22 protein-coding genes are annotated in these 24,898 nt (G+C 61.9%); 16 read left to right on the top strand and 6 right to left on the bottom strand.

Going from position 1 to position 24,898, the window contains the following annotated elements; translation table 11 throughout:
- Positions 1–23 precede the first annotated feature (23 nt).
- From BMZ42_RS02725 to BMZ42_RS02680, 10 genes are all read left to right on the top strand, one after another.
- Positions 24–947, top strand: coding sequence for an ABC transporter permease (locus BMZ42_RS02725; RefSeq protein WP_091518289.1), 924 nt, complete (start codon positions 24–26; stop codon positions 945–947).
- Between the two features lie 5 nt (positions 948–952).
- On the top strand, positions 953–1,804 hold the full coding sequence (locus BMZ42_RS02720) for an ABC transporter permease (protein ID WP_091518287.1): 852 nt from the start codon (positions 953–955) through the stop codon (positions 1,802–1,804).
- Positions 1,801–3,528: a M14 family zinc carboxypeptidase gene (locus BMZ42_RS02715; RefSeq protein WP_091518285.1), complete on the top strand. Its 1,728-nt coding sequence runs from the start codon at positions 1,801–1,803 to the stop codon at positions 3,526–3,528. Before BMZ42_RS02720 ends, BMZ42_RS02715 begins: the two co-directional genes overlap by 4 nt.
- Before the next feature lie 34 nt (positions 3,529–3,562).
- A complete protein-coding gene (locus BMZ42_RS02710; protein ID WP_091518282.1) occupies positions 3,563–4,324 on the top strand; it encodes a LamB/YcsF family protein in 762 nt (253 codons plus the stop codon).
- Positions 4,325–4,338: 14 nt separating this feature from the next.
- Positions 4,339–5,901: a 5-oxoprolinase subunit B/C family protein gene (locus BMZ42_RS02705; protein WP_091518279.1), complete on the top strand. Its 1,563-nt coding sequence runs from the start codon at positions 4,339–4,341 to the stop codon at positions 5,899–5,901.
- Positions 5,902–5,904: 3 nt separating this feature from the next.
- Positions 5,905–7,614 (top strand): acetyl/propionyl/methylcrotonyl-CoA carboxylase subunit alpha, encoded by a 1,710-nt coding sequence (locus BMZ42_RS02700; RefSeq protein WP_091518278.1) that lies wholly within the window; start codon positions 5,905–5,907, stop codon positions 7,612–7,614.
- Positions 7,615–7,811: 197 nt separating this feature from the next.
- A complete protein-coding gene (locus BMZ42_RS02695) occupies positions 7,812–8,786 on the top strand; it encodes a 3'-5' exonuclease (protein ID WP_244523127.1) in 975 nt (324 codons plus the stop codon).
- A gap of 321 nt (positions 8,787–9,107) precedes the next feature.
- On the top strand, positions 9,108–9,446 hold the full coding sequence (locus BMZ42_RS02690; protein ID WP_091518275.1) for an XdhC family protein: 339 nt from the start codon (positions 9,108–9,110) through the stop codon (positions 9,444–9,446).
- Between the two features lie 6 nt (positions 9,447–9,452).
- Entirely contained in the window at positions 9,453–10,163 is a 711-nt protein-coding gene (locus BMZ42_RS02685) for an XdhC family protein (protein ID WP_091518272.1), read from the top strand.
- A complete protein-coding gene (locus BMZ42_RS02680; protein WP_091518270.1) occupies positions 10,160–11,767 on the top strand; it encodes an NTP transferase domain-containing protein in 1,608 nt (535 codons plus the stop codon). The genes BMZ42_RS02685 and BMZ42_RS02680 overlap by 4 nt, the downstream gene beginning before the upstream one ends.
- A 31-nt stretch (positions 11,768–11,798) precedes the next feature.
- Here BMZ42_RS02680 and BMZ42_RS02675 read toward each other — a convergent pair whose 3' ends face one another.
- Positions 11,799–12,803, bottom strand: a complete 1,005-nt coding sequence (locus BMZ42_RS02675; RefSeq protein WP_091518267.1) for a LysR family transcriptional regulator — start codon at positions 12,801–12,803, stop codon at positions 11,799–11,801.
- Between the two features lie 405 nt (positions 12,804–13,208).
- On the opposite strand from BMZ42_RS02675, the gene BMZ42_RS02670 reads away from it, so the two are divergent.
- Together BMZ42_RS02670 and BMZ42_RS02665 are read left to right on the top strand one after the other, a co-directional pair.
- Positions 13,209–13,670: a (2Fe-2S)-binding protein gene (locus BMZ42_RS02670; RefSeq protein WP_091518265.1), complete on the top strand. Its 462-nt coding sequence runs from the start codon at positions 13,209–13,211 to the stop codon at positions 13,668–13,670.
- A 12-nt stretch (positions 13,671–13,682) separates the two neighbouring features.
- Positions 13,683–15,863 carry a xanthine dehydrogenase family protein molybdopterin-binding subunit gene (locus BMZ42_RS02665; protein WP_091518262.1) on the top strand — a complete coding sequence of 727 codons (2,181 nt, stop codon included), beginning with the start codon at positions 13,683–13,685 and terminating at the stop codon, positions 15,861–15,863.
- Positions 15,864–16,043: 180 nt separating this feature from the next.
- Here BMZ42_RS02665 and BMZ42_RS02660 read toward each other — a convergent pair whose 3' ends face one another.
- The 5 genes from BMZ42_RS02660 to BMZ42_RS02640 are packed head-to-tail and all read right to left on the bottom strand — an operon-like array spanning position 16,044 to position 20,113.
- Positions 16,044–17,357 carry a c-type cytochrome gene (locus BMZ42_RS02660; RefSeq protein WP_091518258.1) on the bottom strand — a complete coding sequence of 438 codons (1,314 nt, stop codon included), beginning with the start codon at positions 17,355–17,357 and terminating at the stop codon, positions 16,044–16,046.
- A gap of 34 nt (positions 17,358–17,391) precedes the next feature.
- Positions 17,392–18,153: a sulfur oxidation c-type cytochrome SoxA gene (soxA, locus tag BMZ42_RS02655; protein WP_091518255.1), complete on the bottom strand. Its 762-nt coding sequence runs from the start codon at positions 18,151–18,153 to the stop codon at positions 17,392–17,394.
- A 1-nt stretch (position 18,154) separates the two neighbouring features.
- Positions 18,155–18,577 (bottom strand): sulfur oxidation c-type cytochrome SoxX, encoded by a 423-nt coding sequence (gene soxX, locus BMZ42_RS02650; protein ID WP_175556614.1) that lies wholly within the window; start codon positions 18,575–18,577, stop codon positions 18,155–18,157.
- Between the two features lie 4 nt (positions 18,578–18,581).
- The gene (locus BMZ42_RS02645) at positions 18,582–19,853 is read right to left on the bottom strand and encodes an NAD(P)/FAD-dependent oxidoreductase (protein WP_244523126.1); all 1,272 of its coding nucleotides are present in this window, start codon (positions 19,851–19,853) and stop codon (positions 18,582–18,584) included.
- Entirely contained in the window at positions 19,850–20,113 is a 264-nt protein-coding gene (locus tag BMZ42_RS02640; RefSeq protein WP_139207827.1) for a c-type cytochrome, read from the bottom strand. Before BMZ42_RS02640 ends, BMZ42_RS02645 begins: the two co-directional genes overlap by 4 nt.
- Before the next feature lie 176 nt (positions 20,114–20,289).
- Between BMZ42_RS02640 and soxZ the strand changes: the two genes are divergently transcribed.
- Genes soxZ through BMZ42_RS02620 form a run of 4 tightly spaced genes read left to right on the top strand, consistent with a single transcriptional unit; the run spans position 20,290 to position 24,873 of the window.
- Positions 20,290–21,144, top strand: coding sequence for a thiosulfate oxidation carrier complex protein SoxZ (soxZ, locus tag BMZ42_RS02635; RefSeq protein WP_139207826.1), 855 nt, complete (start codon positions 20,290–20,292; stop codon positions 21,142–21,144).
- A 15-nt stretch (positions 21,145–21,159) separates the two neighbouring features.
- Entirely contained in the window at positions 21,160–21,780 is a 621-nt protein-coding gene (locus tag BMZ42_RS02630) for a pentapeptide repeat-containing protein (protein WP_091518245.1), read from the top strand.
- Complete coding sequence (locus BMZ42_RS02625) at positions 21,767–23,917, top strand: 4Fe-4S binding protein (RefSeq protein ID WP_175556613.1); 2,151 nt, start codon at positions 21,767–21,769, stop codon at positions 23,915–23,917. The genes BMZ42_RS02630 and BMZ42_RS02625 overlap by 14 nt, the downstream gene beginning before the upstream one ends.
- Positions 23,914–24,873 (top strand): FAD:protein FMN transferase, encoded by a 960-nt coding sequence (locus tag BMZ42_RS02620; protein ID WP_091518239.1) that lies wholly within the window; start codon positions 23,914–23,916, stop codon positions 24,871–24,873. The genes BMZ42_RS02625 and BMZ42_RS02620 overlap by 4 nt, the downstream gene beginning before the upstream one ends.
- Positions 24,874–24,898: the final 25 nt, after the last annotated feature.

Here is a 24,898-nt window from a genome sequence, read left to right as displayed (position 1 = left end):
CCACTTACAGCAGGTGACGGCCCGTGATCGGCTTTATCTTCAAAAGACTTCTGCAGGCGGCTTTCGTTGTCGTCGTTGTCAGCCTTGTCGTGGCCGTCGCGATCCGCATGACGGGCGACCCGGCCCTGATGATCTCGCAAGGCTCGACGGGCATCACCGAAGCCGATCTTGTGCGTATTCGCGAAGGTCTGGGCCTCAATGAGCCGTTCATCGTGCAGTATTTCAACTCGCTGATGGGTCTGCTGACCTGGAACTTCGGCAACAGCTTCGTCGGCGGCACGCCCGTCAATCTGCTGATTTCAAAGGCGCTGCCCGCAACCCTGACGCTTGCGTTCACCTCGCTCATCCTGTCGATCGTCATTTCGATCCCGCTGGGCATTGCCGCGGCGGTTTCGCGCGGCAAGTGGAGCGACCAGATGATCCGCATCGGCTCGCTCGTCGGCCTGTCGTTCCCGAATTTCTGGCTCGCGACGATGCTGGTGCTGCTCTTCGGCGTGACATTGCGCTGGCTGCCACCGTCCGGCATGGCGGGCTTTGAGAGCTACATCATGCCGACACTGACGATGGGCATCATCCTGACCGCGACCAATGTGCGGCTGGTGCGCACCACCATGCTCGAGACGCTGAACTCGCAATATATCATGGTGGCGCGGGCAAAGGGGCTATCGGAGAGCAAGGTTCTCTACAAGCACGCGCTGCGCAACTGCGCGATCCCGCTGATCACCTATTTCGGTCTTCAGTTCGGCGGCCTGCTTGGTGGCATCGTGGTCATTGAGCGCGTGTTCAACTGGCCGGGGATGGGCACGCTGGCGTTCGATGCCGTATCGGCGCGCGACTATCCCGTGCTGCAGGCCGTCATCATGATCCTCTCCTTGATGATCGTGCTCGTCAATCTGATCGTCGACATCGCCTATGGGCTTGTCGATCCCCGCATCCGCAAGGAGTGAACCCGATGGCGCGTTTCTTTCAATCGCCTGCGCTCAACCGGTTCGCATCGCTCGAATTCGTGCTCGGCGCGATCCTTTTGATCGGCATCATCGGGACGATCGTCCTGTCGGGCTGGATCCTGCCGGACCCGTACAAGATCTCGCTGTCGTCGCGCCTCGTGCCCCCGCTGCAGAATCCGGCGCATCCGTTCGGCACCGATGCTTTGGGCCGCGATATCCTTGCGCGCGTTGCCAGCGGTGGCTGGATCTCGCTGCAGGTCGGCTTCATCTCGGTCATCGGCTCCGTCGTTTTCGGCGTCGCGATGGGTCTGATTGCCGGCTATTATCGCGGTGTGTGGGACATGATCGTGATGCGCTTTGCCGATGTGCAGCTGGCGCTCCCGTTCATCCTTCTCGCCATCACCTTCGTCGCAATCGTTGGCGGATCGCTCACCAACACGATCATTCTTCTGATCGTCAGCCAGTGGGTGCAGTATGCGCGTCTGGTGCGTGCATCTGTTCTGTCGCTGCGTGAGCGCGAGTTCGTGCTGGCCGCGCGCGCAATTGGCGTTGCCGACCGCAACATCATCATGCGTCACGTGCTGCCAAACCTGCTCGGGCCGGTGATCGTCCTGATGACGCTCAACGTCGCCAACAACATCCTGCTTGAAAGCTCGCTGACCTTCCTTGGTCTTGGCGTCGACCCGACGGTTCCGTCGTGGGGCGGCATGCTGGCGGAAGGCCGTACCTATCTGCAGACCGCCTGGTGGATTTCGGTCGTACCCGGCATGGCCATCCTGCTCACCGTGCTGGGCCTCAACCTCATCGGTGACTGGCTGCGCGATCTGCTTGACCCGACCGGGAGAACCAACCGTTGATCCTGTTTGAAAAGACATTCGCCCCGACGCTTCGCACGCTGGCTGACACGCTCGTCGCACAAACCGTCGAGACCTGGACGTTCGACGACACGGCCACACGCCGCGCGGCGGAGGCAGCTTTTGAAGCACGCGGCATCAAGGCACGATGCCGCTCGGCCTACAAACCGCTGGTGGTGGCATTCCGCGAAGAGATCGACACTGACGGGCTGGTCAGCGCGCGCATTACCTGGCCGCGTCACCCGCAGGCCGGGGCGCGTCGGTTCCTGCTCGAAAGCTATCCGCTGACGGCGATGTTGCCGGATGTGGCAATCGAGTTCGTTGAAGGTGCAGAGAGCGACGCGATGCCGTCCTATCTGGTAGAGCTAGCCTATCGGGATGGAGCAAAGCGCAAGCTGACGGTCGATGCCCCTAACCGCGTCCATGAAGACTATGCACGCAACACTGCGCTGTCTCCCTGTGGCTGGATGGTCGTAGATAGCGAGGCCAAGGCGCTCGAGACCGACTACGAGCAACTCTTCCACGCCACCATGGCCGCGCTTGGCAACGCGACATGGGGGCAGGAGCCGTTCTTCCAGGAACTGCGCATCACCGCAAATTTCCCTGCCGTCGACGAAGACCTTGGCACCGGCGACGAAGTGCTCTCATTGCGCGAGGCGCTGCACGAGGATTTTTACTTCTCGGCGCTGGAGTTCTTTGGCCTGCTAGCTGGCCGTCCCGTCGGCTATCGCAATCTGCAACCCGGTCAGATCGTGCCGGATATCCGCCTTGGCGACAGCCCGTCGGTACAAGTCGAACTGCTTGCCTATGACCAGTCGGCGGGCCCCGATTTCACGCAGGATCTGGAAACCGCTGGGCGTGCGTTGTCTCCGGCGCAGATCAGAGCCGAGCTCCTGAATATCGAAGGCGAAGAGTTCACTGCTCGCTCGGTGGCAGGACGTGAGATCACGGCGATCTACCGTTCCGGCACGGATCGCGGTGTCATCATCTCTGCCGGACAACACGCCAACGAAACCACCTCGCCGGTTGGAACGCTTCGTGCGGCGCGGCAGTTGGCACTCCGCCCTGATGCGCACTTCACCATCTGTCCGCTGGAAAACCCCGATGGCTACGCGCTGCATCAGCGGCTGATCCAAACCAATCCGCGTCACATGCACCACGCCGCACGTTACACCGCGCTTGGCGACGATCTGGAATATCGCACCGGCGAAGAACTTTATGAGCAGGCGATCCGCCGCGAGGCCGAAAGGCGGCTGCCGGCGACATTGCATCTGAACTTTCACGGCTATCCGGCGCATGAGTGGACGCGTCCGCTCTCCGGCTACGTGCCGCGCGGGTTTGAGGTCTGGACCATCCCCAAGGGCTTCTTCCTTGTGATGCGATATCTTGAGGGCTGGGATCGTGCCGCGCGCGCGCTGATGGAGGACGTTACCGAGCGCCTGAACGATGTTCCGGGCCTGCGTGCCTTCAATGAAGCGCAGATAGCCCTGTTCGAGCGCCATGCCGGTGAGACGGGCTTCGAAATCCTCAACGGCTTCCCGGTGCTGATCTCGCAGGACGAACGTCACCGTTTGCCGATGACGCTGATCACCGAGTACCCGGACGAGACCATTTACGACGATGCTTTCAGGGCCGGGCACGAGGCGCAGATGGCCACTGTGCTGGCGGCTTACGACGCGTTGCAGAAGCTGCCGGACGAATTGATGCCGTCGCAGCTGGTAGCGTGAGCGGCGGCACGGGTAGGCAGGGGAGAACCGAGAGATGAGCACGATCGACTTGAACAGCGACCTTGGCGAAAGCTTCGGGCCGTGGCCGATGGGCGATGACGCTGCCATGCTCGATGTGGTCACCAGCGCCAACATCGCCTGCGGGTTTCACGCCGGTGATCCCGCGGGTATCCTGCGCAGCCTCAAGGCAGCTGCAGAACGCGGCGTCACTGTCGGCGCGCATATCGGCTATCGCGACCTTGTCGGCTTCGGGCGGCGCAACATGGAGCCCACTGACGCAGAGCTGACTGCCGACGCGATTTACCAGATCGGTGCGCTGCAGGGTTTGGCAGCCGCTGCTGGCACGCGGGTTGCCTATGTGAAGCCGCACGGGGCGCTCTACAATACGATTGCGCATGATGCGCGGCAGGCCGCCGCCGTGATCGCTGCGATCAAGGCAGTTGATGCAAACTTGCCGCTGATGGTGCTCACGAATGCGCCAGTCGTGCAGCAGGCACGTGAGGCCGATTTGACAGTAATCTGCGAGGCTTTTGCCGATCGCAACTACATGCCGGACGGCTCGCTGGTTTCGCGCACCCGTCAGGACGCTGTTCTTCATGACCCCGCAGAGATCGCCCAACGGATGCTGCGGCTTGTGCGCGAAGGGCGGATCACCGCAATCGATGGCTCCGACATCGAGCTCGACGCCCAGTCGATTTGCGTTCACGGGGATACGCCGGCGGCGGTCAGCATCGCGCGCCAGCTGCGTGTGGACCTGAGCGCAGCAGGCGTTGCCCTGACACCATTCGTGGTTTGAAGCGGGTATCCGGTATGCGCTTTCTTACCGCTGGCAGTGACGGTCTGCTGGTCGAAACCGAGGATCTGGAACAGGCGCTTGCGCTGTTCGAGCGCTTGCAGGGCGCGGCCCTGCCGGGATGTCTCGAACTCGTTCCGGCCGCCCGCACCGTCATGCTGCGTTTTGATCCGCTGCTGACCGATATCGCTACGTTGCGCGCAAGCATCGAGGCGCTGCCGCTTGGACGCGGAACAGCACGGGAAGGCGAAACCTTCGAAATCACGGTCGTCTACGATGGCGAGGATCTGGCCGACGTTGCGCAAATCCTGAAGTGCAGTGTCGATGAGGTGATCCGGCGTCACACCGCAGCGCTTCATACCGTCGCGTTCACCGGCTTTGCGCCTGGCTTTGCCTATATGACAAGCGACGATCCGAGTTTTGACGTGCCGCGCCGCCGCTCGCCACGCGTGCGGATTCCAGCAGGGTCAGTCGCGCTTGCAGGCAAGTTCAGCGGCATCTATCCGGCTGAAAGTCCGGGCGGCTGGCAGCTTCTCGGGCGCACCCCGATGAAAATGTGGGATCTGTCGCGCGCGCGTCCGGCGCTGCTCGTACCCGGCGATCAAGTCAGGTTCAGGCAAATCCATGACACAGCCGCTCTTGGCGCGCCGCATGTCGAGATGCCTTCTCAGACACATTCCGATGCTGCAGTTGTCCTTACTGTCCAACGCGCGGATCGCCCCGCCTTGCTCCAGGACGCCGGCAGGACTGGTCACGCCGCGCTCGGCGTTTCGCGTTCGGGCGCGCTGGATCTTGCCAGCTTCCACGCCGCCAATGACATGCTTGGCAACGCGCGCAATACGCCTGCGCTTGAGATCATGTTTGGCGGCATTACGCTGACATGCGTTGAGCCTGTCACGTTGGCGTTGACCGGCGCGCCCTGCTCCATGCTTCTCACATCAGGGGACGGCCCTGAAATCCGTTTCCAGCCCAGCGCGTCCTTTGCCCTTGATGCGGGCGATACGCTCGCCATCGGTGCACCAGCGCAGGGCATGGTCAGCTATCTCGGCATTCGCGGCGGCTTCCTTGCAGAACCTGTGATGGGATCAGCCTCCCGCGACAGCCTTGCCGGCATCGGGCCGGAGCCTGTCGTGACCGGCAGCTGCCTGTCGGTGGGCCAACAGGCGAGGCGCGCGGTCGATCCGCTGCCGCTGCCGGCACCGCAGCTGCCGGCAAGCGGCGATATCGTTGATATTGATGTCATCATCGGCCCGCGCGATGACTGGTTCACCGAAGCCGGCCTGCGCACCCTGACGTCGCAAGACTGGCGCGTCACGCCCGAGGTCAGCCGCGTCGGCAAGCGTCTTGCAGGCCCATCGCCGCTTGAGCGACATGACGCGACCGAACTACCATCCGAGCCGACAGTTCCCGGCGCGATCCAGGTACCCCACAGTGGGCAGCCGGTGGTGTTTCTCGCGGATCATCCCGTCACCGGCGGCTACCCGGTGATTGCGGTGGTCGCTCGCCATCACCTCGATCTTATGGCGCAGGTGCCGCCCGGAGCCCTGATCCGTTTCCGTTCCATCAATGGGGATCGTTGATCCATGAAGAAGCTTCTCATCGCCAATCGCGGCGAAATCGCATTGCGCATCATTCGTGCGGCGCGCGACTATGGCGTGGCGTCGGTTGCGGTCTATTCCGACGCGGATTCTGGCTCGCTGCATGTCGAGCAGGCCGATGAGGCGTGGTCGCTCGGGGCGGGACGGGCGGCAGACACCTATCTTTCGATCGACAAACTCATCGACATCGCGAAGCGTGCAGGGGCCGATGCCGTCCATCCGGGCTACGGCTTCCTTTCCGAGCGCGCCGAGTTCGCGGAAGCCGTGCTTGCCGCTGGCCTTGCATGGGTCGGACCATCGCCCGACGTCATCCGCGCGCTGGGCGACAAGATCGAGGCGCGCCGCATCGCCGCAAGCGTTGGCGCTCCGCTGGTCAGGGGTTCCGAAGGGTCGCTGGCGAGCGCTCAGGACGCGGTAGCATTTGCGCGTGAAGTCGGTCTGCCGATTGCCATCAAGGCAGCATTTGGCGGTGGCGGTCGTGGCATGAAGGTCGTGCGCGACATTGAAGACGTCGCAGAACTGTTTGATTCCGCAGTGCGCGAGGCGACAGAAGCCTTCGGTCGCGGCGATTGCTACGCTGAACAGTTTCTCGACAAGCCGCGCCATGTGGAGGCGCAAGTGCTTGCCGACACCCATGGCAATGTCGTCGTCCTCGGCACGCGCGACTGCTCCTTGCAGCGGCGCAACCAGAAGCTGGTCGAAGAGGCTCCCGCGCCGTTCCTCACCGATGAACAGCGCGAGCGTATTCACAATTCCGCGCGGCAGATCTGCGCCACCGCCGGCTATGTAGGGGCGGGCACCGTCGAGTTCCTTTTATCGCGCGATGGCGTGATCTCGTTCCTGGAGGTCAACACGCGACTTCAGGTCGAGCACCCCATCACCGAGGTCACCACCGGCATTGACATCGTCATCGAGCAGCTGCGTATTGCCGACGGTCTAGCTTTGTCGGTTACTGAAACGCCGAAGCCGATCGGCCATGCTTTCGAATTCCGCATCAATGCGGAAGATCCGGGACGCGGTTTCCTGCCAACCCCCGGCCAGATATCGTCGTTCCGTGCCCCGTCCGGCCCCGGCGTGCGCCTCGACAGCGGGGTGGAGGCGGGGTCCGTCGTGCCGCCGCTTTACGACTCGCTGTTTGCCAAGCTGATCGTTTTCGGCGCAACGCGCGACGAGGCGCTGCGCCGCGCACGTCGTGCCCTGCGCGAGTTCGAGATCGAAGGCATCGCCACTGTGCTGCAGTTCCATCGCGCGGTGATCGAAGATGCGGCCTTCGCGTCCGAGAGTTTCAAGGTTCACACGAACTGGATCGAAACCGAGATGGCGGCGCTGGCGCCTGCACCTCGTGTTGAGGCGGTCGAGCCCAAACTGGTGAAGACCTTCATCGAAATCGACGGCAAGCGGCACCAGCTGGCGCTGCCAGCTGGTCTTTTCGGTAGCATCTCCGCCAATAGCTCGCCGGACGCAGCAGCTTCTTCCGGCGATGCCGGAGCGATTGTCGCGCCGATGCCGTGCTTACTGCAGAGCTGGCTGGTTGAGGATGGCGCGTCGGTCAAGCGCGGCGAGGCTATCGCGATCATCGAGGCGATGAAGGCCGAAACGCGCGTCGAGGCCACCGGGGACGGTGTCTTGCACCGCCGCGCCAATACCGGCGCGAACCTTTCTTCCGGCGATGTCATTGCGACCATCGAGGGCTGAAACACGGCGCTGTGGGCCGTTTTGGCGGGGGTAACTCATTGGAAATGAGTGGCGGCAGGTGAAAACCGGTGCCGCAACGTCCTATCCTGCGCTCAGATGCGATTCGAGGATTCGTTGACGATGGTGGACTACAGGCCTTCGCCCGGAAGAGGACAGCTGGCGCATGCGCGCCCACCGGTTCAGATGAGGGCAGGGGCGTGACTACAGGACTGACCCAGTTCGATCTGTTCGGCGAAGAGCCGGTTTTTCGTCCGGCAACACGCACGGTCAAACGCAAGCGCGCGCCGCGCTGGGATGCAGAAGAAGCTGCCGTCCGGCTGGAAGAGAGCGGCGACTATCGCGTCCTGCGAAAGCTCGTTCCGCGCCCTGTCATCAACCGCGAAGACAGTGCCTTTCCCCGTCTCGCCGTGTTGATTGATACGGAAACGACCGGCCTCAATCATGCGCGCGATGAAGTGATCGAGGTTGGCGCCGTCGCCTTCACCTATGATGATGACGGCAATGTCGGCGACGTCGTCGGCGTCTACAACAGTCTCAGTGAACCATCTGGGCCCATCCCGCCCGAAATCACTCGCTTGACCGGCATCACCGACGAGATGGTCGCCGGGCAGGTTCTGGACGTCTGGGGACTGGAGCGTCTGGTTGAGCCGGCGGATCTGGTGATCGCGCACAATGCCGGCTTCGACCGTCCGTTTTGCGAGAAGCTCAGCCCTGTCTTTGTTCCCAAGGCCTGGGCCTGTTCGGTCAGGGAAATTGGCTGGTCCGAGCTCGGCTTCGAAGGCAGCAAACTCGGCTATCTCGTCGGGCAGGCGGGTCTTTTCCATGACGGGCACCGGGCTACCGACGACTGCCATGCTTTGCTCGAAGTGCTGGCGCGTTCGCGCGACGCGGGAACAAAACCACCATTTGCAGAACTCCTGCAGGCAAGCGCGCGCAGCAAGGTCCGCATTTTCGCGGAAAACTCGCCGTTCGACATGAAAGATCATCTCAAGGCGCGCGGCTATCGCTGGTCCGATGGCAGCGACGGTCGGCCAAAGGCGTGGTGGACCGAGATCGACGAAACGCTTTACGACGAAGAGCTTCATTACCTGCGCACCGAAATCTATCGCTGGAACGATGCATCGCCTTTGACGGTGAAGCTGACGGCGCAGGACCGGTTCAAGGCGCGCTAGGATTGACGACCTGCGGCCAGCTAGACATTTGAAACTCAATAGAATATTCATTTCGCCGGACGTGCGCGTTCCAAGCAGGTCACCCGATCTGACGGTGTCTTGTCTTCGATTCCACATTTGAGGCCGACCCTCGCCTTCATCTGGGTGCCCTGCGCCGTTGCTCCCGCAACAACCATCTGCTGGCGATCCAGTTTTGCAACCAGCCGCAGCCACGGACTTGCTTCGGAAGGGTACGATCGAAAAGCGTGCGTGGGTGAGCGGACGACGCTTGTCCTGGATTGGTTTGGGGTGTCTTTTGGGGGCCAAGGCGGAGCGGGAAACATGATCGACACTGAAAGACGCGACGGGCTCAGCGATCCACTGACCATCGCGCAGACATGGATGGAGCAGGGCAGGGACGTGGCCATCGCGACCGTTGTCGAGACCTGGGGCTCTGCGCCGCGACCGAGCGGAAGCCACCTTGTCATTGATGCGCGAGGGAATTTCGAGGGGTCGGTCTCTGGCGGCTGTGTCGAAGGTGCTGTGATTGCCGAGGCGACCTCGGTGATCGAGACGGGTGAGGCGCGCATGCTCGAATTCGGGGTTTCCGACGAAACGGCCTGGCAAGTCGGGCTTTCTTGCGGCGGCCGCATCAGGATTTATGTTGAAAGGCTGGGCTAGTCGCGGATGGATCCCTCTACACTGAAGCAATTGAATTCGCAGCGCAGTGCACGTCGCGCGGTGGTTTTGGTGACCGATCTCGATGAGGGGCGCAGTCACGTGATCCAGGAAACGAGCCCGGTAGAAGGTCCGCTGGGCGATGCAGTGGCCACAGCGTTTCGAACCGGCCGCTCAGCCACGGTCCAGATTGATGGGCGCGCCTTATTCCTCAATGCCCACTTGCCTCCGCCGCGGCTGGTGATGATCGGGGCTGTGCATATCAGTCAGGCGCTGGCGTCGATGGCGAGACTCGCGGGGTTTGATGTCGAGATCATCGACCCGCGCACCGCTTTCGCGACGCAGGAGCGGTTTCAGGGCGTACCGCTGCATGCGCAATGGCCGCAAGATGTGCTGGCAGTGCGTCCGTTCGATCCTTTCACTGCGGTGGCGGCGCTGACGCACGATCCCAAGATCGACGACTTTCCGCTTCAGGCGGCGCTCGAGGCGGGATGTTTTTATGTCGGAGCGCTTGGCAGCCGGAAGACCCATGCGAGCCGGATGGAGCGGTTTGTGGCCAGCGGCGTCAGCCGGGCAGACATCGAACGCATCCACGCGCCGATCGGTCTCGATATCGGGGCATCCAGCCCAGCCGAGATTGCGGTCGCGACGCTTGCGCAGGTGATACATGCGTTGCGTACGCGCGGCAGTTCACGCGTCGAAAAAAGCGACGTGGCATGAAATTCGGACCCGTCAGACTGGAAGAGGCCGAGGGGACAATTCTTGCCCACTCGATGGCGGTCGGCGATCGGAGGTGGCGCAAAGCCACCGTCCTCTCCGCCGAGGATGTGGCGGCAATGAAGCAGAGTGGTCTTGAGACCATCGTCGTCGCGCGCATGGAGCCGGGTGATGTTGACGAGGACGAGGCGGCGCGGATCGTTGCCGTCGCACTCGCCGCTCAGGGGATCGAAATCAAGCCAGCTGCGACCGGTCGCGTCAATTTCCATGCGATGGCGGCTGGGGTTTTCAAGGTCAATCGCGCGGCCGTTGACGCGATCAACGCGGTCGACCCGGCCATCACGCTGGCGACACTGGCCGAGTTTTCTGTCGTGGAACCAGGACAGATGGTCGCCACGGTCAAGATCATCCCCTTTGCGTTGTCCGCAGCTTTACCACAACGGGTCGCCGATCTTGCTTCCGGCCTGGAAGTGCTCGGGCTTTCTCCGTTTCGATCGCGCCGCGTGGGACTGGTGCAATCTGTGCTTCCCTCGTTGAAGGGGAGCGTGCTCGACAAGACGGCGCGTCTGACAGGTCAACGCCTGGCACGCTCCCGCAGCGTGATTACGCAAGAGATACGCACGACGCATGACGACGCGGAGGTTGCGCAGGCGATCCGGGAGCTCGCGCGTGACAACGACATGGTGATCGTGTTCGGCGCTTCGGCCATCGCCGATTCCGAGGATGTCATTCCTGCTGCGGTGGGGCTTGCCGGTGGGACAGTGTATCGTGTCGGAATGCCGGTCGATCCGGGCAATCTTCTTGTGCTTGGTGAGGTCGGTGGCGCAACCGTGATTGGCGCCCCTGGCTGCGCGCGCAGTCCGAAGCTCAACGGATTTGATTGGGTGCTTGATCGCCTGTTGGCCGGGTTGACGGTTGGTGACACGGAAATCGCTGCGATGGGCGTCGGCGGGTTGTTGATGGAGATCGAGTCCCGACCGCAGCCGCGCGTGACGAAGGTGCGACGGGCTATGGTGGTCGATGCGGTCGTTCTGGCGGCGGGGCAGGGCAAGCGCATGGGCGGTCCCAACAAGCTGATGGCGGAATTTTCTGGAACGCCGCTTGTGCGCCGCGTCAGTGACGCGATCACGGCCTCGAAGGTACGTGACGTCGTTGTTGCAGTAGGCCATCAGGGCGAGCGCGTGGCGGCGGCGCTTTGCGGGTCGGGCGTGCGCGTCGTCGGTAACCCCGACTATCGAACCGGACTTGCCTCGTCGCTGAAAACTGGCATCGCAGTGCTGCCGGCCGATACAGCCGGGGCGCTGATCGCGCTTGGTGATATGCCGCATATAACCACGGCGGATATCAACCTGCTGGTCGATGCTTTCGTCCGAGCAGAAGGAAATGCCATCGTGCGCGCCACCCATGCCGGCAAGAGAGGCAATCCCGTCATCCTGCCGCGCGAGCTGTTTGCTGCGGTGGCGGCGTTAGCCGGAGACACTGGCGCACGCCATCTTGTCGAAACGAGCGAGATGGCGGTGATTGACGTGGAAATCGGCGAAGGCGCGAGCCTGGACGTCGATACGCCACAAGCCATGGCACTGGCGGGTGGTGTGTTGACGTCGTGAAGCGCATGGTCGGGTCCAGCTTGGCTGGCGATCAATCGATGAGACAGGCTTCAGTCATGGGTGGCTGGGCTGGGCTCCTGTTGCCGGTAGTGTCCTCTTTCATCATCATCCTGCGCGTATAATCGCTGACAGTGTCGCAGAACATCTTGAACGGTCTCAGGCTCAGCAGATGCCGGGGCATGATCAGGACGATCTCGCGGGCATATTCACCGAGGTCAAAGTATTTGACGCGGCTGCGGATTTGCGGTGGCAGATTGTGCAGAAGCGAGATCGGCGCGTGGCAGGTCGCAAGGCCGGCCGCAACGAGATCCACCGAAGCCTGATGCGACATGCAGGTGAAAAATGGCGAGGCAAAGGGCAAGCGGTGACGATACCAGTCATCGCTCCAGGCGCTCCAGGTCAGAGCGCTGTTGACCTTCACATAACGCGTCAGCGCCTCAAACTTGGGCGTCTTGAACTGTGCTCCGGCGAGGATGCGGCCAACCGCATCGTCGGGAGCATCCGCTGGAACGAGCCAGACGAGGCGATCGCACCACAGGTTTTCGACATGCAGCGACGAGCGTGAGCCTTCGATACTGGAAGCGCTGACGACGCCACAGTTCAACCGATGGGTGCTGACCATCTCGGCGACTTCGTCTGACGTTGCACCCCAGATATATTCAACGCGCGAAATCTGTCCGGTATCCAGCGCGGCCCTTGCCGTCAGTTCAGTGAAATGGCTGCGCAAAGACGGCGTGGTGCCGAAGCGCAGGCTGAGGTTCTTGTCATCGAAAAGAACCTTGTGCTGCTCGAAAGCTCCGCCAAGATCGCCCAGGACGTCGTTTGCGATGCGAAACCAGAATTCGCCGGCAGCAGTGAGCCGGATGGCGGTCGATTTTCCACGGACGATCAGCTGGGTGCCAAGCTCTTCTTCCAGCTTGGCCAGATGCTGGGACAGGGTCGGTTGAGATAAGCCGACGCTGCGCGTCGCCTGGCTGATGGAGCCTGCAACGACAACTGCCTGCAATATCTGCAACTGCTTGATGGTTAAATTCAATGTAGTTCACCTGGCCCGCCAGCGGCAATCGCTGGTCATCCTGAAACGTTCGTCAAAAATGTTTGAAAAATCAACTTGCAATGTAGGGCAAGGGGTTGAAAAATAAAAGGACTTTCAAAATGGCCTTGCCGGGCCATATTGGATCGCGATTGTTTTCTGCCGAACTGCTGGCGGGGGATATGGCATTGCGAATCCCAATGACTCGTATTGCCCTGATGCGCTGCCATATCGGTTGAAACTGCGAGCCGTTTGTCTGAAGCTTCCCAATGGGCTCGCATACAGAGATGCGGCTCCGAGAATAGTGTCACCTGCTCAGGCGGGGCCCGTGGTTGTGTGTCGTTGAAGTACCCACCGTTAGAACACAACCATGGCAGGTGTTACGCAGCGCAAAACGGGAGGAAGTGGATGGCGATCTCACTTAATATCAATGGCAAGGACATCTCGATCGACGCCGATCCGCAGATGCCTCTGCTGTGGGCAATCCGGGAAAAAGCCGGGCTCAACGGAACCAAATTCGGCTGCGGCATTGCGCAGTGTGGTGCCTGCATGGTGATCGTTGACGGCGCCGCCGTCCGCTCCTGCAACACACCCGTCGCTTCTGCCGTCGGCAAAGCGATCCGGACCATCGAAGGTATTTCGGAAAACAACGATCACCCGGTGCAGGTTGCCTGGCAGGAACTGACGGTGCCGCAGTGCGGCTATTGCCAGTCGGGCCAGATCATGTCGGCTGTCGCGCTTCTGGAGCGCACGCCGAATCCGTCGGACACCGAAATCGACAAATCCATGGCCGGCAACATCTGCCGTTGCGGCACCTATCCGCGCATCCGCGCGGCAATCCACCAGGCCGCCGAAGCGTCCAAAGACTAAGTGGGGGAGGTCATGAACGATATGAAATTCACACGTCGCAACTTCCTCAAGGTCAGCGCCACCGCAGCGGGCGGGCTGGTTATTGGCTTCCACATGCCGTCCAAGGCGCAGGCCGAGGGTCTGGCTTCGTCGACGGAAATCAACGCCTGGCTGAGCATTGATGCCGACAACATCGTCAGCATCGCCACCCCGCAGACCGAAATGGGCCAGGGCGCATTCACCGCGGTGCCGATGATGGTTGCCGAAGAGCTGGATGTTCCGTGGGAAAATGTGCGTCACGTGTTCGCCGACGCGAACCGTCACGTCAACAATGGTGATCTGTACACCACCACCATGACTGGTGGGTCGATGACGGTGTCGCGCCGCCATCCCTATATCATGCAGGCCGGTGCTTCGGCGCGTGAGCGTCTGCGGCAGGCTGCTGCGACTCGCTGGAACGTGTCGCTGGACCAGGTGGTCGCAAAGCAGGGCATGCTGTCGGCAGGCGACAAGCAGGGCACGTATGGCGAGTTTGCGGCTGATGCAGCTGCGGTCACGCTGGAAGAAGAGCCGAAGATCAAGCCATATGGCGATTGGTGGCTGCTGGGCACCGACGTAAAGCGCCTCGATGTAGCGCTGAAGACCAACGGCACCGCCGTGTTCCCGATCGACGTTGAAGTCCCCGGCATGGTCTATGCTGCGGTCGCCGCATGTCCGGTGCCCGAGGGCAAGCTGGTCAGCTTCGACTTCGACGCAATCAAGGACATGCCCGGCGTGATCCAGGCTGTCGAGTTGAAGCAGACGAAGGACACGCCGTCGTTCACCGATCTGCGCAGCGCGGTCGCAGTGGTTGCCGAGAGCTGGTATCAGGCCAAGAACGCCCTGTCGGCCATGCCGATCGTCTGGGATTTCGGTCGCGGCGCGTCGATCAGCTACGAAAGCCAGACGGCCGAGGCGCTCAGCCTGTTGGCCGGAACCGGCACAGTGCTGCGCGACGAAGAAGGCAACCCTGGCAAGGGCATCGACAAGGGTGTGAACCAGGACGACGTGCCGGGCCTGCTTGAAGCTGCCACCAAGCTCGTCGTTGGCGAAGTCTACTCGCGGCCCTTCGAGGCACATGCGACGATGATGCCGCCTGCAGCTGTGGCCGACGTCAAGGAAGACCGCGTCGACATCTGGACCTTTACGCAGGACATCGGTCGTTCGCTGCACGAAGTGGCCGATCAGCTGGGCCGCGACACTGCGAATGTGCACCTGCACCAGACCTATCTGGGCGGTGGCTTTGGCGGTGGCTTCAACATGGACGTGCACCGTCAGGCTGCGGCGATTTCCGCTGCGATCGGCAAGCCGGTGAAGGTGATCCGCAGCCGCGAGGAAGACATTGCGGGTGACTCGCAGCGTCCACCAGTCTGGGGCACCTACAAGGCAGCGCTGGGCGAAGACGGCCTGCCGACGGCTCTGATGACCCACTTCGTCGGCGAAGAGAAAATGCCGAACTTCGCGCGTTCCAGCGTCGCGAACATGCCTTATCTGGTACCAAACCTCCGGCATGAGCTGAGCATCATCCAGAACCACGTTCCGATCGGCTACCATCGTGCGCCGGGAGCCAACTCGAACGGCTTCATCATCGAGCAGATGGTTGACGAACTGGCGCAGGCCGGCGATTGGGATCCACTGGAGTGGCGCCTGAAGCTGACCGAGGGCAATGAGCCCTGGCAGCGCGTCCTTCTGGCAATGAAGGAAAAGTCGGGCTGGACGACGGATATGGGCAAGGGCGAAGGCATGGGCCTTGCTGTGGTCGAGTCACACGGCACGGTTGCCGGGTGCGTGGCCACCGTTTCCGTCAGCCGTCGTGGGCAGATCTATGTCGATAGGCTGCAGTACTTCCTGAACAGCGGCTATGTGATCAACCCGCTCAACGCCATCGAACAGGCGGAAAGCTCCGCGATCTGGGAGTTGAGCCATGCCATGTTCGGTGGGCTCGATCTGCGTGACGGACGTTTCGTCAACACCAACTTCGACTCCTATCCGATGCTGCGGATGCCCGACACACCGCCGGTCATCGAAGTCGAGCTGGTGAACTCCGAGGATCAGTGGTGGGGTGGTCTGGGCGAGCCAGCTGGTCCGCCAACGCCGCCGGCGATTGCCAATGCGATCTTCTACGCCACCGGAACGCGTGTTCGCACGACGCCGTTCACCAAGGCGGCGCTGTAAAGCACGCGAAGCCGTCTGGCTTCAATGAGATTTGGGAAAAGGCGCCTTCGGGCGCCTTTTTCATTTGTCGTCCGCGTCGCGGCCGCAGCTTGTCGTGCAAATGAGACGCCAGCGCAAAAAAAAGCGAAGCCCTTTCGGTCTTCGCTCAAGTCTGGATGAGATTGTGCCTTGGGCGCGTCGTTAGTGCATTGCGCTCCGTGCTGCCTCTGCCTTGGCGGACAGACCTTCCCAGGCGGGGAGATCGGTGAACTGCCAGCGCACAAAGGCTGCGAGAGCTGCCAGCTCTTCAGATGGCAGCTGCACCGGCTCCATCTTCCGATTGGGTGAACCGGAGCTCGGCGCAACACCCTGCAGCACCGCGTTGAAAAGGTTGGTCGGCTCGTGGGCGTTGACGGCATAGGTCAGCCCCAACGACAAAGGCTGGTTTTCGGCTGTCCGGTCCTTGTGGCATTTCACGCAGCTGTCGCGGAACACGGCTGCACCCTGTTGGATCAGGTCGGTGACGCCGTCGCCTTCGACCTTGCCATCGAAATTAGCGGGCACGTCCAGCGCCGCTACTGCCTTGAACTGCGCATCGCGCGTCGCCTGGTCCACTTCCGGCGTGATGCGAGCGAGCCATGCGGCAATCGCGAAAACATCATCCTCATCCGCTTCGAAGAGATGGTCAACGACCGGAGTCATCGGGCCGGCTGCGACGGCATGCTGTTCGCTCCAACCGTCGAATAGGTAGTTGGCGTAGGAATCAAGATCCCATGCCACTGGCGAGATTGAATGCGCGCCCAGCGGCGGCACGAGCCAGCCTTCGGCCTCGCCGCCCGCCATACCCTTGCTCCATTCGACCGCACCCAATGCGTTGCGAGGGCTGTGGCACGCCGAGCAGTGACCGAGCGTCTGGGCCAGATAGGCGCCACGGTTTTCCTCGTCGGTGAAGTCTGGGTTCGGTTCGAACGGCGCGGGAGAATGGAAGAGGAACTTCCAGCCGGCAAGGATCGGCCGCATCGAAAAGGGGAACGGCAGATCGTTGGCCTTGGCCTCGGCCTGCACTGCAGGTTCGGACATTAGGAAGGCATAGAGCGCTGCCATATCGGGTTCGGTAATGCCGGCGAAGTGATCGTAGGGGAACGCCGGATAGAGGTGGTTGCCGGCGCGGTCGATACCGTCGCGCATCGCGCGGTCGAACGCCTCAAGCGACCACGTACCGATGCCAGTCTCCACGTCGGGAGTGATGTTGGTGGAATAGATCGTGCCGAACGGTGTTGGCAGCGGAAAACCACCTGACAGGCCCTGTGCGCCGGGCACTGTGTGGCAGGCCGAACAATCCCCGAGCAGGGCAAGGTTCCTGCCCGTCTCGATGTCGTCGGCAGAGAAGCTGCTTGTATCGATTGCGGCGATCGGATCGAGTGCCCGTGGGAACAGGTTCACCGCCCAGGCTCCAGCGCCCCCAGCGACAACCGCCACAGCCACACCAGCCAACAGCCAATTTCTTAATCTCATAATTTCGTCCCTTAAAATTGTCGCATCGATGGCGTCACCGGCGCACGCCAGGTGACTCGATGGTTAGTCCTCTCCCGCGATCGGCAAGATAGAGTTCGAGTGCCAGATATTCCTCTGAACCGTATTCATAAGGTTCGGCGCGGACCGCTTCCATGCACCATGAGAACATGCGGTGAAGCGAACCGACCTCATCCCATATCAGACGGAAAATTGGAAACGCGTTGCTGTGACCCTGGCTGATCGTGTCTCCCCGCAGTTTTTGTCCCCAATGCTCGCCATGGCAATTCTGGCAGGAGAGGTTCAACTGCCCGCGGCGGGTTGTATAGATTTCCTCGCCTTGCGCCAGCCAGCCGGCGACCTTCTCCCCGGTTGGAACATCCAGCGGCATGCCGCGCGACTGGAATGCGATGAGCGCGGTCAACGCCAGCAGGTCGGCAGACTCATATTGTGGCGGTTCTGCCGAGAGCTTGCGCGCAATCTCGCTCTGGATTTTCAGCTCCAGATTGACCAGCTTGCCCGTCGCCGGATCCAGCGCCGGGTAGCGAGCTGACACACCGCGCATCGAACTTTCCGGCGCGCCATGGCAGGACTGGCAGGAGGCTGCGCCCTCCGGCGCACCAGGCCATGCTCCATCCCACAGCTGGCGGCCGCGTTCCACAAGAAAGAATGCCGGATTGAGGAAGTCGTCGTCCTGCAACTGGCGCGTCGACGGCTCCATGAATTGATAGCCCGATATCGGCTCCGAAAGTGCGGCAGCGGGAAACAGCAAGGCAAGGACCAGCACAAGACGTTGCATCTCAGTCCCCGAGCGTCATCAGAAACGCGACGACGTCCTCGACATCCTGCGCAGAATAGATCGTGCTTTGTGCCCAGCGGCTGCCGATACGCACCAGACCTTCATTCGAATAATAGGGCGGCATGATCGTGTCGGGCGCCAAGGTGCGGGCATCAACGATCCGTTGACGCAACTCTGCCTCGGTATAGCGCGTGGCAATGGCGTCGAGCGATGGCCCGAGCGTGCCCTGGTCGCGGTCCGGCATTGCCGAAATGGCGTGGCAGATCAGGCAACTGGCGCGGCCGGTATCGCGGACAATGTCCTGCCCGCGCGCCGGATCGCCTGGTGTCGAAGTCAAAGGAACGGACGAAACGTCCCCCGCATTTGCCGCCAGAGGCAGGAGACACATCAACAACACCGCCAATATCCGGGAAAGTGTCGTCATGGGATCAACGAAAAAGCCGGGAGGTCTGCGTTGCATACCAGTCGCGGGCATGGTCCGCTTCTGCCTGACGGAAGCCGTCAGCCACCTCAAGCGGGCTGTTGCCGCCTGAGCCTTCGACCGACTTGAGTAACCGCTCGTCATTCAAACGGTAGACGCCTGCGACAGAAATGCCGTAGTCGGGCGACACCAGACTATAGCAGGTGTTGAGCAAAACGCCCTGGGGCGGCTCTTCACCGCGCAATAGCGCCGCAACGACATGCGCGCAGACGCCACCCTGGACCGAGGCGGAGAAGCCGCTTTTCGGCATGTCCCCGACGATCGCCGCGTCGCCCAGGACATGAACATGCGGCACAATCAACGATTCAAAAGTGGCCTGGTCGATCTGGCACCATTCGCCGGTTCCCGTCAGTCCCGAGTTTGCGGCGACCGCAGCAGCCCTTTGCGGCGGGATGAAGTTGACCACGTCGCCTTTGAAGGTTTCGAACGGCGTGCGCACCTCGAGCGTTGCCGGATCGACCTCAGTGACCCCGCCGCTCTCAGCAAAAGGCACGTGGGTGATCATGCCGGGGTAGCGCTCTTTCCATGCCTGCTGGAACAGCGACTGCTTGGAGAATGTGTCCTTGCCGTCGACGATGACGATCTTCGCGGTGGGGTTGTGGCGGCTGAGATACCACGCCACCAGACTGGCGCGTTCATAAGGGCCGGGTGGGCAGCGATAGGGATTGTCCGGCACCGACATCACAAAGGTGCCGCCGGGGCGCATGGCGGCCAGCTGGTCGCGCAGCAACTCGGTCTGCGCTCCGGCCTTCCAGGCATGTGGCATGCGTGTTGCTGCCGCTTCATCATAACCCGGCACCGTGCCGTATTTCAGCTCGATGCCGGGCGAGACGATAGCCCGGTCGAAGGCAAGCTCATCGCCGTCTTCGAGCACAACCACTCGGCGGTCGGCGTCGATGCGCGTTGCCATACCTTGGCGGATCACCACCCCCACCGCCGCCAAGCCGTCATAGCCGAAGGTGATCGCGGACATCGGCTTTTCGCCGGCGATAACGAGGTTGGAGAACGGGCAGGTAGAATAGCTGTCGCTGTCCACGACCAGCGTCACTTCGATGGATGGGTCGATAGCCCTGAGTTCTCGCGCCGCTGAAACACCGCCGAAGCCGCCGCCGACAACCACCACTTTAGCCCTGCCGGTGGCCAAAGCTGGAGCAGCCAGCATTCCGCCGACGAAGGTCGAGGACAGCACGATAGCTTGGCGTCTGGTCACTGTGCTCACTGTCCATCTCCTTCAAGACCAGAGATGTAATGGGCCAGCGCGGTCAACTCATCCGCCGTGAGCCCAGTAGTGAACCTGTGCATGATGACGGTGTCGTGGGAATCCTGCGCGATATGGGAGAGGGCAGCGGAGAGCTCCGCTGATGGACGACCGGCTATCGCCGGGATCGTCGTGTCGCTGCCCGGGCCGGCATGGCAGGCCCGGCATGAAATGTAGATGATTTCCTCAGGCGAGGATCCGGCATGGGCTGGGACAGCCATGCAGGCGAGACCGAATATCGTCAGTATCCTGTACACGTAGGCCCGTTAGTCTTAGGTTTCTTGCACCGTATCCGCTGTAAGGTCGCACAGAGTGGTATTGGAAATACAAATCACTGATATTTATCGAAGCAATACGCCGGGCAGCTATATTCACCCAGGACTGGCTACGCAATTTCGTGGCATTTACCGTGGGCAGGCTGCCCGCACTGACGGGACTTGAACGCATGATCCTTACGCGGCGCTCATTGTGCCTCGGCGCGATTTCACTTGCCGCGCTGGCTGCGGCCAGCCCCGCTCTGGCAACCGAAGATCAGGTGCGCGCGGCAATCGCCGAGGATTTTGGGCAGGTTCCCGATCTCGCAGCACTATCTGATGGCGGGATTCGGACTGAGCTGCCGGAATTCTCGGACTCGGGAAAATCAGTACCTTTGACGGTTATAATCCCCGCCACGATGGAGGGGCAGGATTATCCTGAACTCGTCGCGGTCTATGCCGCGCGCAATCCCCGGCCGCGTGTCTGTCGCGTTTCCTTCACGCCAGCTTGCGCTGAGGCGAGCTTTTCGACCCGCATCCGCATCGATTCCTATCAGGACATCATCATCATGGTGCGGATGGCCAGCGGGATGATCTTTCGTGCCGTGCGCAAGGTGGATGTGACCTATGGCGCCTGCGAAGAGCCGATCGCCTATGACCAGTTTCCGCCGGGCTGGAAGCCGAATATCCGCGTCTCGGTGCCGGAAAGCGTTGCGCCGGGAGCGGCCGCTGAAATCCGCACCATCATAGGACACCCGATGGAAACCGGTTTCCGGCACGATGTCCACGGTCTGCTGATCCCGGTTCGGATCGCCGAGACGTTCCGCTGCATGGTCAACGGAGAGACAGCTTTCTCGGTTCAGCTCGAGCCGGCCGTAGCAGCGAATCCCTATTTCGCATTCAAGCTGCGCGGGGAGAAAAGTTCCGAGCTGCGGTTTGAATGGGTCGACACTTCCGGCGAGGTTTATTCCGCAGACTCCGAGCTTGTCGTTGGCTAGTCAGGGAGGCCGGTGATGAGTCAAGCCGCGGCGCCCTTAAGGGGCGGGGGGAGCCATCCTTCGGCGTTCTCTTGGGTCAAGGCTCTTGCTGGCGCAATATTCGCCTCTGTGATCGCTGCCGGCCCCGCTCTGGCCTGGGATAGCGGCGATCTTAACCAGTTGCGCAGATCCAATTCCTGTCCGGGTTGTGACCTGTCGGGCAGTTATCTGGCATGGTCCGATCTGCGAGCCGCAGATTTGTCGCGGGCGAACCTGAGCAAGGCAAGACTGGACCACACGATCCTGATCGGCGCGCAATTGTCCGGAGCTCAGCTTGCAGGATCGGATCTGCGCGGTAGCAATCTGTTCTATGCCGATCTGAGCGGGGTGGATCTGACGGGAGCTCGGCTGACCGGGGCAAACCTGACCGGAGCGATTCTGGCGGGGGCAAACCTGACGCAGGCCGACCTTGGCGGTGCCAACCTTTTCCGCGCCGATCTCACAAGTGCGAACCTGACCGGCAGCGACCTTGCAAATGCGAGCCTTGACGGCGCGGATTTGTCCGATGCCGGGATGGATGGCACGAAACTGGACGGAGCCGTTCTTTGCCGGGCCACAATGCCAGATCGCCAGGTGTTCGACGATGCGCAGTGTTGAGCGGCATGGTTGGCGTGGCTTTCACGCCATGATGGCAGGCACTATGCGGCTTGTGTTGTTGGCGGTGACGCTGTGGCTGTCGCTTCCTTTCCTCGCATATGCACAGTCCGATGGTTCAGGCGGTCCATTGCTGGATCGACTGACGACTGAAGTCATTAAAGCCGTTTTTCCAGGCATCACCCGCGTTGAAATGGTCGAGGACGAAGGCCCGACCGCGGCGGCTGCCTTCCGAAACGAGGAGATGGCCGGCTATATCTTTTCCACCCTCGATGTGTTGCGAGCGCCGGGCTATTCCAGCACGCCTTTTGATGTGGTGGCCGGGGTTGGGCTCGATGGTCGCATTACCGGCGCTGTCGTTCTGTTTCACCGCGAGCCTTATCTCCTGAACGATGACCGGCGCACGGGCCAACTAGTGACGTTTCTCGATGCTTTGTCTGGGCTGGAGGGTCGGCTGGGTGCTGCTGGCGGGATCGACCCCAGTTTTGTCGCCGGCGCGACGATCTCGGCCCGCGCCATGCGCAATGCAGTGCTGGAAAGCGCGGGAATGGTGCTTGGGTTCCGCACCGAACTCGTGGTCGTCACCGAGCCCACCATTGATACGGTCAATTTCAAGCCGATGAGTGCGGAAGAACTGGCCGCGATGGGCGCACTGGCGCGGGCGCGCATTACCAATGCCGATCTGGCAGTCGCTATGGAACGGGCCGGCCTTGGCGACTACCTGCCCGAAATTCCGACCGTTGGCGGACCTGCCGATCTCTATGCCGATATCGTTTTCGGCTATGCCAATCCGCCGAAGATCGGGCGCAACGGCGTCGCCGGCGAGACCTTCGACCAGCTGGTGAACGGCACCCCGGATGGAACCATGGCCATCTATGCCGGCTCGCTTGGCGGTCTGTTCGACCATCGCGGTGCGCGGTTTAACAATCTGTCGGCGGGGTTGTTGCTTGAACGGATCAGCGTTGCGCAAGGCGGGCAGACCTGGCGCTTTCACAAGCCGGACGTGATCTTTTCGCGCGGGCGCATTGCCGATCTGTTGCTGCTTCCCAGCGACGCGCAGTTTGATCCGATGCAGCCCTGGAGTGCGCAAATCCATGCGTCGGCGCGGCTTCCCGACGGTAGCCTGAAGCAATTTGTGCTCGCCGACCTCGATTATTCTCTGCCGCATCAACTGATCCTCATGCCACCGCCGGACCTGTCCTATGTCTGGGCGGAGCCTTGGATCGAGAGCAAAACCGAGATCGCTATTCTCTGTCTCGCGCTCTTGACGCTGACGGGCATTCTGTTCTTCCAAGGGGCGCTCTCCCGTCGTCGCAAACTGCACCGCTGGGTGCGCGACGGGTTCTTGCTGTTCACCCTGGTCTGGATCGGCTGGATCGCCAGCGCCCAGTTGTCGATCGTCCACGTGATCAACTACATCAAAGCGCCATTTTCGAATCTAGGGCTGGGCTTCTATCTGGCCGAGCCGCTGATCGTGATCCTCTCCGTCTATACCGCGATCTCTCTGATCCTGTTGGGACGCGGTGTGTTTTGCGGCTGGCTGTGCCCCTTTGGCGCGTTGCAGGAACTGCTTGCCCGTGTTGGCCGCGCGTTGCGCCTGCCGCAATGGAACCCGCCAGAGCGGCTGCAGCGTCACATGTGGCTGGGCAAATACGCCTCGCTGAGTCTGATTCTCGTGCTGGTTTTCACCGCACCGGATGCCGCTGCCGTCGCCCAGGAGATCGAGCCGTTCAAGACCGCGATCACGGCTATGTTCGTACGCGGATTGCCCTATGTTCTCTACGCGATGCTGCTGCTGGCCATCGGGCTGTTCACCGAGCGCGCATTCTGCCGCTTCCTGTGCCCGCTGGGCGCTACCCTTGCTATCCTCGACCGGCTGCATCTGATCGACATGCTGAAGCGCCGTCCTGAATGCGGCAATCCCTGCCATCTGTGCGAACGTTCCTGCCCGGTCCGCGCCATCGAGTCGTCGGGAAAAATCATCATGGCCGAGTGCTTCCAGTGTCTCGATTGCCAGGTTGAATATTATGACGACCGCCGCTGCCCGCCGCTGGCCAAGATGCGCAAGCAGCTCGAGCGCGCGAAAAAGGGTCCGGCTCCGGTGCGCCCGGCGGTGGTGACCGCAAAGGCGGCGCCATGAGGATAACGCGGCGTCATGCTTTGCGCATTCTTGGCGCTGGAGCCGCGCTGGGGGCAGGGGTCGTCGGCTTGCGTTCGATGCGCGACGCGCCGGCACCGGTGCAGTGGCAGGGCGAGGTGCTGGGCGCGCTGTCGGCCATGACGCTGTGGCATCCGAACCGCCGCGTTGCCGAACGCACCATCGCACGGATGCTTGTGGAAATTGACAGGCTTGACCGCATCTTCAGTCTCTACCGCGACGACAGTGAACTGGTGCGGCTCAACCGCGAGGGCGAGATCGCGTGGCCGTCGGACGATCTCGTACAAGTGTTTGACGAGAGCCTGCGCATCGCCGGGATCAGCGGCGGCGCTTTTGACCCGACGATCCAGCCACTGTGGCGGCTGACGGCGCAGGGCGGTGGCAGCGTAGCTGACCTGGAGCAGGCATTGGGCCTTGTCGACTTCGCTGCATTGGATGTCGGAACGCGCGCGATCGGCTTCAGCCGACCGGGCATGGCGGCAAGCCTGAACGGCATTGCGCAAGGATATATCACTGACCGGATTACCGATCTGCTGGCCAATGACGGGTTCGAGCAGGCGATGATCGAGCTCGGCGAGACCCGCGCGCTCGGTTCGGGGCCGAACGGGACGCCGTTCAGCGTCGGCCTTGTCGACCCGTTCGCACCGGCAACAATTGCGCGCAACCTACCGCTTTCCAGTGCGGCGCTCGCAGTCTCGGGCGGTTATGGTCTGAGCCTCGACGCGTCGGGAGGCAACCATATTCTCGACCCGACCACGGGGACCAGCCCGGATGGTCTGCGTCAGGTCGCGGTGATCGCACCACGTGCGGTCTGGGCCGATGCGCTATCGACCGCGATCAGCGTTGCCGGGGAAGCGGCCGCGCCCGGTCTTTTGAAGCACTACAAGGGCAGCCGCGCTATCCTTTGGCGCGCCGATGGTTCGGTGCACGAGGTCTGACGCGGAAGGCAACTGGCCCGAACAC

The organism is Aquamicrobium aerolatum DSM 21857, from assembly GCF_900113935.1.
GTDB lineage: Bacteria > Pseudomonadota > Alphaproteobacteria > Rhizobiales > Rhizobiaceae > Aerobium > Aerobium aerolatum.
The sequence above is the reverse complement of the archived record's forward strand: the minus strand, read 5'-3'. Positions and strand labels throughout refer to the sequence as shown.

What these genes read in the sequence shown, in the direction of transcription:
- BMZ42_RS02720 (WP_091518287.1), top strand. Translation starts at nt 953, where the DNA reads ATGGCGCGTTTCTTTCAATCGCCTGCGCTCAACCGGTTCGCATCGCTC.
- BMZ42_RS02710 (WP_091518282.1), top strand. Translation starts at nt 3,563, where the DNA reads ATGAGCACGATCGACTTGAACAGCGACCTTGGCGAAAGCTTCGGGCCG.
- BMZ42_RS02705 (WP_091518279.1), top strand. Translation starts at nt 4,339, where the DNA reads ATGCGCTTTCTTACCGCTGGCAGTGACGGTCTGCTGGTCGAAACCGAG.
- BMZ42_RS02700 (WP_091518278.1), top strand. Translation starts at nt 5,905, where the DNA reads ATGAAGAAGCTTCTCATCGCCAATCGCGGCGAAATCGCATTGCGCATC.
- BMZ42_RS02690 (WP_091518275.1), top strand. Translation starts at nt 9,108, where the DNA reads ATGATCGACACTGAAAGACGCGACGGGCTCAGCGATCCACTGACCATC.
- BMZ42_RS02685 (WP_091518272.1), top strand. Translation starts at nt 9,453, where the DNA reads ATGGATCCCTCTACACTGAAGCAATTGAATTCGCAGCGCAGTGCACGT.
- BMZ42_RS02680 (WP_091518270.1), top strand. Translation starts at nt 10,160, where the DNA reads ATGAAATTCGGACCCGTCAGACTGGAAGAGGCCGAGGGGACAATTCTT.
- BMZ42_RS02670 (WP_091518265.1), top strand. Translation starts at nt 13,209, where the DNA reads ATGGCGATCTCACTTAATATCAATGGCAAGGACATCTCGATCGACGCC.
- BMZ42_RS02665 (WP_091518262.1), top strand. Translation starts at nt 13,683, where the DNA reads ATGAACGATATGAAATTCACACGTCGCAACTTCCTCAAGGTCAGCGCC.
- BMZ42_RS02660 (WP_091518258.1), bottom strand. Translation starts at nt 17,357, where the DNA reads ATGAGATTAAGAAATTGGCTGTTGGCTGGTGTGGCTGTGGCGGTTGTC.
- soxA (WP_091518255.1), bottom strand. Translation starts at nt 18,153, where the DNA reads ATGCAACGTCTTGTGCTGGTCCTTGCCTTGCTGTTTCCCGCTGCCGCA.
- soxX (WP_175556614.1), bottom strand. Translation starts at nt 18,577, where the DNA reads ATGACGACACTTTCCCGGATATTGGCGGTGTTGTTGATGTGTCTCCTG.
- BMZ42_RS02640 (WP_139207827.1), bottom strand. Translation starts at nt 20,113, where the DNA reads ATGGCTGTCCCAGCCCATGCCGGATCCTCGCCTGAGGAAATCATCTAC.
- BMZ42_RS02630 (WP_091518245.1), top strand. Translation starts at nt 21,160, where the DNA reads ATGAGTCAAGCCGCGGCGCCCTTAAGGGGCGGGGGGAGCCATCCTTCG.
- BMZ42_RS02625 (WP_175556613.1), top strand. Translation starts at nt 21,767, where the DNA reads ATGCGCAGTGTTGAGCGGCATGGTTGGCGTGGCTTTCACGCCATGATG.
- BMZ42_RS02620 (WP_091518239.1), top strand. Translation starts at nt 23,914, where the DNA reads ATGAGGATAACGCGGCGTCATGCTTTGCGCATTCTTGGCGCTGGAGCC.